Source organism: Cryobacterium roopkundense, assembly GCF_014200405.1.
Lineage (GTDB): Bacteria > Actinomycetota > Actinomycetes > Actinomycetales > Microbacteriaceae > Cryobacterium > Cryobacterium roopkundense.
In genome coordinates, this window is the sequence record NZ_JACHBQ010000001.1 from 4,445,414 (window position 1) to 4,452,429 (window position 7,016).

Here is a 7,016-nt window from a genome sequence, read left to right on the forward strand (position 1 = left end):
GCCGGGTCAGGGGGTGTCGGTGCCGGCGGAGAGGGTGCTGCGAGCGCTGAGCCCGGTCTTGACCCGTGCCTTGTAGAGATGGGATTCCACGGTGCGCACCGAGAGGAAGAGGTCGGAGGCAATCGCTCGATTGCTGAGGCCCTGGGAAACCAGTGCAGAGATCTCCCGTTCGCGGCCGGTGAGCAGCGCTCCGGAGTGGGGCCCGCGGGGCGGTAGCAGATGGGTGAGGCCTCGGCTGGCCACCGACGACAGCTCCGCGTCCTCACGGCTCTGCGCCGCGGCCGCGCAATCGCCATCGCGGTCGTGGAGGCGCGCCGCGTCGTCACTGGCGGCTCCCGCCAGGCCGAAGGCGCCCAACTCCGACAGGTCAGCAGCCGCGCCGTCCAGGGCCGCCGCGTCGTCCTCTGCCTTTGCGCGGGTTCGTCTGGCCAGCGCAACGATCAGCGGTGAGTCGGTCTCCGCCACGGTGCGGTCGAGCAGGTGAGACAGATCCCTGGCTGGCGCACCGAGCTGCACCAGAACGTCGAGCAACCAGGCGCGGGTGACAGGGTCCCTGTCTTCTGCGCTTTCATGGAGTCGGGTGGCGAGCAGCCGTGCGCCATCCGTGTTCCCCGACCGCAACAGGAATTCCAGGTCGGATCGGTCCGATTCGAACTGGTAAAAGGCGTCCATGCCTTCGAGGGATCGGCGCGCTGTGGACATTTTGGAGCGTGCCGCCTCCATGAGCCCCATCCGGGCCAGCGAGCTGGCGTGAAGGCAGCGCAACCACGGCGTCCAGTAATTGGGATCCGACCTGCTGAAGTGTGCCTCGGCCATGCGCAGCTCGGCCTCGGTGCCGGCCAGGTCGCCCCGAAATTGCGCGACCTGGGCCGCGACAAAGCCCAGGAATCCGAGGTTGCCCTGATTGTGACCGTTCACGGAACTATCGATCCACGTGTCTAGCTCATCCGACACGCCCTGAACGTCGAACCCGCTCATGCACCGCACGGCCGCACCGCTGTAGAAGATCTCCAGCGCGAGCCCGTCGCTCGAATAGATATCGGCGTGCCGCACGGCGCGATCCTGTTGATTGACCGCCGTGGCAAGGTCGAGTACCCCGAGCGCATGGGCGGTCCGACCCTCGTGCGCGTGCCCGATCGCGCTGAGGCAGGCGGCCCGTATGCGCGTGACGGTGTCGTAGTCCTCATTGCGGGCGAGGCTCTCGCCCTGCGGCGCCACGGTGGTCCAACTCATGTTCTGCATGGAGTGCGTGAGGCCGATGAACTCGACCTCGCCCTGCATCAGGATGTTACCGGGGAACCAGCCGGAGGCCTGCTCCGCAAGGGCCGCGAAGTCTTGGGCCGTCATCGGCGTGAATTTGGCCAGCGACACCCGCCAGCGCACGAGCTTCACGCCGTCGGTCGGAACGCCCAGCATGTCCTCCGCCGTGGCGAGAACGTCGAGGGCCGCCGGGTACCGGCCGGCCCCGGCCAGGGCGCGGGAGACTTCGATCGTGGCCCGCAGACTGGATTCGACCTCGGCGGTCAGTCGCGCGTACAGCAGTGCCTTGTCGCTGAGGCCCAGCGAGCGACTGCGACGTGCCGCCATGAGAAGTACATCCGCGACGACGCTGCTGCCCCATTTCGCGACGATACCGGGCACCAGGGTGCCGCACGACGTCCAGCTGCCGGCGATTAACATGCATTCCGCGGGCGTGGTGGGGAGGCCAAAGCCACGATCGGCCAGGAGTGCCGCTGCAATCACCGCTGTCTGGTCGCGCAGCACCCCGGCATCGCACAGCGCCACGGCCGCTTCGGCCAACATCGTGTGGGCCTGCACGTGGCCGACCTGTTCTGCTGCCGTGCGGAGATAGCCGCGCTGAACCAGGTCGCGCAGCTCAGCCGATTCACAGATCATGAGGGCTCTGGCCTCTGACATGCCGTTGGCGCTGCCGATGATCGCGAGGGCGCTCGTCTGGGTAACCGTGAGCGCGCGGAGCTGGTGGGCCAGGATGTCGAGGATTCGCTGCGGTGGGGAGGGAAACGCGAGTGTCCTGAGGTCGCCATCCTCGGTGAGCGGTTGGGTGCGAACGGCCTCGGCGGTGAGCTCCCGAAGCAGCAGACGTGACCCGCCGCTTCTGGAGTGGAGCAGGGCCTGTGTCACCCGGTCGAAGCGGGTCGCCGGCGCGAAAACCGCCACCAGGTCCCGGGAGTCCGCCGGGGAGAGAGGGCCGAGGTCGATTCGTTCGGCTCCCCCCGAGATCCAGAATTCCTCCAGCACACGCAGGGTCGTCGAGGTGGCCTGCAGCCCGGCCTCGGTGGTGGAGAGGGCTGGCACGAGCTCACTCGTGAGGAGCAGGGCTATCGCGCCAGCAGACGCGAGTTGGCACAGTGCGTGGATGCTGTGGGCGTCAAGCAAGTGCGCATCATCCACCATGATCACGGGAACTGGAGAATGCGTGCTGTCGACGGCGTGCGCGAGCAGCCGGGCCGGAGTCGCCGGCTCTCGCCCGCCCAGGGCCAGCGCGAGCGGCAGGTTGGACCCGTTGGTCAAACTCCCGAAGGGCACCGAGTTCGACAGCGCGGTGCCTACAATGTTCAGCGGTTCGATGCCCACGGTTCGCAGGATTTCCCCGACGGCCTCGGCGAGAAGTGTCTTGCCGAACCCGAGCGGTGCGAAGATCACGGCGCTGCGGGCGTTCGTCAGGATCTCGACGATGTCGCGTGGATCGCGCCCGATGACGACGGGCGCCTCCGGAAACAGTTTCCGGTTGCCCGGTTTCTTCACAGCGGCCACGATGCTCCCCGATAAGATCCTGAGCGCCCATCCCCGAGAGGGGCAGTGGGCATTTCTTCTGAACAGCGCTTATGCCACAGTACCCATAATCGGGGGTAGACGGACCCTCCGATTCCGCTCTGCACTGGCATCCTGCGTCGTTGCACTGGCGTTGCACTGGTGTTGCCACCGTGGTGCTCGGGTATCACCGCCTCGTGTCGTCGTCCGCCCAGTGCTCCGTGCGGGGCTTGCCGAAAACTGATCCCCGACGAGGACGAGTCGATCTAGCGTGTGCAGAGAACCAGAACAGGTCGTTCGCACACCAGGGGAGTCACATCATGCAGGCCAGCCAGAACCACATCGGGGACACACGCAAAAAGCGTCAGCGCCGCATCCGCGCCGTGCTGGCCGGGGGACTCGTACTGGGAGTTGGCGCCGCCGTCACTCTCGCAGCCTGGAACGACTCGGAATTTGCGCAGGGCAGCTTTGCCGCCGGTGCCTTCAACCTGGTCGGCAGCACCAACGGCACCACCTTCACCGACAATCCCAACGTGGACGCCCCCGCATCGCTCGGCTTCACGGTTGATTCGTCCAACCTCACTCCGACAGACGTCGTGTACGCGCCCTTCGCCGTGCAGCTCGATGCCACGACCACGACCGACGCCCAGATCACGCTCACTCAGGCCGCAACCGGCGGCACAGTGGCGAACCTCAGCTACTCCGTGATCCAGTCGACGGCCTTCGGCTGCGACGCGACCACCACCGGAACCGAACTCGTTCCTGCGGCAACCCCACTCGGCTCCGACCCGGCCACCGTGCCCACCTTCAGCCTCAGCGCCGGAGCGGATGCCGCGGCCGGCGCCCCCGCCTACCTGTGCTTCGCGGTGACCGCCGGCGCAGACCTGGCACAGTTGCAGGCCGGCACCGCCACCTGGCAACTCACCGCCGCCTCGCTGTAACAATGGCGGGATCCGGGACGGGGGTGCGCGGGCGACATGCGCGCGCGCGCGCCCGGCGTGCTCGTTCGGGCCGGCGCCGCGGCACACGCCTGCGGGCGCTGCTGGCCGGCGGGCTCGTTCTCGGGATCGGCGCCACCGTGACGGTGGCCAGCTGGAACGACTCCGAGTACGCCTCAGCCACGTTCACGAGTTCGGTTTTCGACACGGAGTCCAGCGTGCAGGGTGCCGCCTACGCGGACAACGTCTCCGCACCAGGGCCCGTGGTCACCTTCAGCGGCGCGGGGCTCTCCCCCGGGGTGTCGCGGTACCTGTCGGTGAACATCCGCTCGAAAACAAACTCCGTCGCCGGAGCGGCTGTGCTTTCCGGTGCCGTCGTGACAGGAACGGATGCGGCGACGCTCGGTTCCGCCCTGCGCTATCGCGTGGTGCGTGGCGATACCGCCTGCACGGCGGCCGCCTTCACGGCGGCCGCGACCTACGTGGTGGGCACCCCGACGGTCAGTCGGGTTCTCACGGGCGCCCAGGAGCCGGGTGTGTCGAATCTTCTCGCCGCCGCGCCGAGCACGGGACCGGGAGCGGCCACCGGGTTCTGCTTCGAGGTGACCCTGCCCGCTGGGGCGGACAACGCACTCCAAGGCAAGGCCGCGGGCGCAACGTGGTTGTTCACCGCGACCTCGGAGTGAACGACAGCATGAGCGGGTCGAAGAAGTCCCTTGCGTCGTTCCTGTCGTCGACCCTGCTCAACCTGGCGGCGATCGGCGGGGTGTTATGCATCATCGGTGTGCTGGCCGCCGTGTTTTTCAACGTCACCCTCATCATGTTCAAGACGGGCTCCATGAGTCCCGCGATCACGGCGGGGTCTGTCGCACTAGTGCGCGAGATCCCGGCGTCGGAGATCGCGGTCGGCGATGTGGTCACGGTGGACCGATCCGGCCAGCTCCCGATCACGCACCGCGTGACCTCGGTTTCGGCTGGCGCGACCGGCGAGTGGCGCAGCATCACCATGCAAGGAGACGCCAACCCCGTCGCCGACCCCCAGCCCTACGACGTGGCGCAGGTGAGATTGGTGGTCTTCTCTGTGCCGTACCTGGCCCAGTGGATCGTCAACGTGTCGAACCCCTTCGTGCTCGGCGGCATCACCGTGGCCGCCGCGGCCCTGGTGGCCTGGGCCTTCTGGCCGCGTGATGACGAGAACGATCCGGTGAACGGGCCGCACGAGCCCGGCGGCTCGCGGGAGCCCGTCGCGCCCCGCGCCGTCGGCGCGCATACGGCGGCTCTGTGGATTGTGCCGCTTGGCGTGGCGCTGTCGGTGCTGGGAGCGCCGGTCCCGGCATCCGCCGCCACCCCCACACCTGTGCCGGTCGATACCCCGCCCGTGCAGGAAACCGTCGTCACCGGCGATGTCCTGAGCCTCACGTCGATTGGACGCCCCGCCGAGATGGGCAGCCTCACTCCCGGGCGGGTCGTGGAATGGCAGGTGGGGATTCAGCCGATGCGGGAAGTGACGGGTACGGTGCGGGTCGGCATCTCGGCAGAGGGCAACCTCGCCATGCCGGGCAAGCTGCAGCTGAGCGTTCTGTCCTGTCGCGTGCAGTGGGTCGACGGTGCCTGCGCGCGCGGGGAGAGCCTCTGGCTTCCCACGCAGGACCTCGCCGCGGCCGTCACGGCTGACGGCGCAGGCACCATACGCCCGCTGCAGACCATCCCGGCCGAAGCTGCCCGCTGGCTCCTCCTTCAGGTGACGATGCCCGCCGAATCGGGGGCCACCGGAACCGCAGAGGTGCGCATCCACGCCGAAGGCCAGGGTGAGGAGGGCCAGGACGACGAAGGCCTGGTCAGCGACGCTGGGGCCGGCACGCTTGCCCGCACAGGTTTTGCGCTCGCGCACACCCTGGTCCTTGCGCTCGCCGCAGTGGGTTCAGGGCTCGCCGCGGCCGGCCTCGCGCGGCTCGGGCGGCGGAAGGCCCGCACATGAGCGTGCGACGCGGTATCGCGGCTGGCGCGCTCGCCCTCCTGATGCTCGGCGTGGTGGGACAGACGGCGGCGTCGACGACGGCCGCGTGGAGTGACCCGTCCTATCACCAGGCGCAGTTCACAACCCTCGTGGTGTCTCCGCCCGCGATCTCAACGTGCGTGTTGACGCCGGGGCTGCTCGGCACGAGCCCGACGATCACACTCACCTGGCGACTGCCGGCCGGCACGAGCTACACGACGGCGAACGTGCGGTACTACGTGGCGCAGGGCGGTCTGCTGGGCAACCTCACCACCGTGGTCCTGGGAGCCAATCTCTCCACGACTGAGGTGAGTGCTGGTGTCTATCAGACCCAGTTCAGGTCGGGCCTGTTGGGCGGGCTTCTTGGGGGATCGTATGGCGTGTATCTGCAGACCGTCGACGGATCGGGATGGACCTCCACCCTCGCATCCGCTACCGCGTCGATGGGCCTCGCCGGGGCAAGCCCCCGCTGCGTGGTGGCGGCGGCGTAAGGGTAGTCTGAATGCGTGACACGGGGTGCCGATGCAGAAGGCCGGCTGAGAACAGACCCGTTGAACCTGATCTAGTCAGTACTAGCGAAGGGATGTCCGAGTGAATTCTCGCCTGCTGAACAACCGTGCCCACACCGTTGCCGAGCACCTCGTGGAACTGCGTCGAGCGGCCCCGCTCGTGCAGTGCATCACCAACTCGGTGGTGACAAATGTCACCGCAAACGTGCTCCTGGCCCTGGGGGCCTCTGCCGCGATGGCCGATGTTCCCGGCGAAGCGGGGGTGTTCGCCCCGATCGCCTCCGGGCTGCTCGTGAACCTCGGCACTCCCCACGCCGAGCAGCGGGTGGCCATGCTCGAGGCCGCGTGTGCGGCTACGGCGGCGGGTACGCCCTGGGTGCTGGACCCGGTGGCCATCGGACTGCTGCCGGTGCGCACCGCGCTCGCCGAAGAGCTGCTGTGGCTGCGACCCACCGTCATTCGGGGCAACCCCTCCGAGATCCTCGCGCTCGCCGGTGCGGGCGCGGGGGGCCGGGGCGTCGATTCAACCGACTCCGCCGAGGCGGCGCTGCCCGCCGCGCGCGGTCTGGCGCGCGATTTCGGCTCGATCGTGGCCGTATCGGGGCCGGTGGATGTGGTAACGGATGGCGCAACGGACATTCGGGTCAGCAACGGCACCGAGCTGCTCACGCGCGTGACCGGAGGAGGATGCGCCCTCGGCGCCGTGATCGCAGCCTTCGCCTCGCTCGGCGACGATAGGCTCGCCACGACCGTGGCGGCGTGTGCCGTGTACACGATCGCGGCCGAGCAGGCGGCTGCGGT

6 protein-coding genes and 1 riboswitch are annotated in these 7,016 nt (G+C 68.5%); of the genes, 5 read left to right on the forward strand and 1 reads right to left on the reverse strand.

Translation table 11 applies throughout. From position 1 onward, the window contains the following. Nucleotides 1–6: 6 nt before the first annotated feature. Nucleotides 7–2,775, reverse strand: coding sequence for a helix-turn-helix transcriptional regulator (locus tag BJ997_RS22010; protein ID WP_035837183.1), 2,769 nt, complete (start codon nucleotides 2,773–2,775; stop codon nucleotides 7–9). 317 nt (nucleotides 2,776–3,092) lie between these two features. Between BJ997_RS22010 and BJ997_RS20705 the strand changes: the two genes are divergently transcribed. From BJ997_RS20705 to thiM, 5 genes are all read left to right on the forward strand, one after another. After that, complete coding sequence (locus tag BJ997_RS20705) at nucleotides 3,093–3,713, forward strand: SipW-dependent-type signal peptide-containing protein (RefSeq protein ID WP_052542357.1); 621 nt, start codon at nucleotides 3,093–3,095, stop codon at nucleotides 3,711–3,713. Nucleotides 3,714–3,715: 2 nt separating this feature from the next. Beyond that, the gene (locus tag BJ997_RS20710) at nucleotides 3,716–4,396 is read left to right on the forward strand and encodes a SipW-dependent-type signal peptide-containing protein (RefSeq protein ID WP_052542358.1); all 681 of its coding nucleotides are present in this window, start codon (nucleotides 3,716–3,718) and stop codon (nucleotides 4,394–4,396) included. Next, nucleotides 4,369–5,688 (forward strand): signal peptidase I, encoded by a 1,320-nt coding sequence (locus BJ997_RS21265; RefSeq protein ID WP_236629023.1) that lies wholly within the window; start codon nucleotides 4,369–4,371, stop codon nucleotides 5,686–5,688. Before BJ997_RS20710 ends, BJ997_RS21265 begins: the two co-directional genes overlap by 28 nt. Continuing rightward, complete coding sequence (locus BJ997_RS20720) at nucleotides 5,685–6,197, forward strand: hypothetical protein (protein WP_035837184.1); 513 nt, start codon at nucleotides 5,685–5,687, stop codon at nucleotides 6,195–6,197. The genes BJ997_RS21265 and BJ997_RS20720 overlap by 4 nt, the downstream gene beginning before the upstream one ends. A gap of 11 nt (nucleotides 6,198–6,208) precedes the next feature. Then, nucleotides 6,209–6,307, forward strand: a riboswitch (TPP riboswitch). Continuing rightward, nucleotides 6,298–7,016: hydroxyethylthiazole kinase (thiM, locus tag BJ997_RS20725; protein WP_338080935.1), on the forward strand; the 719-nt coding region annotated here is incomplete at its 3' end. (Overlaps the previous riboswitch by 10 nt.)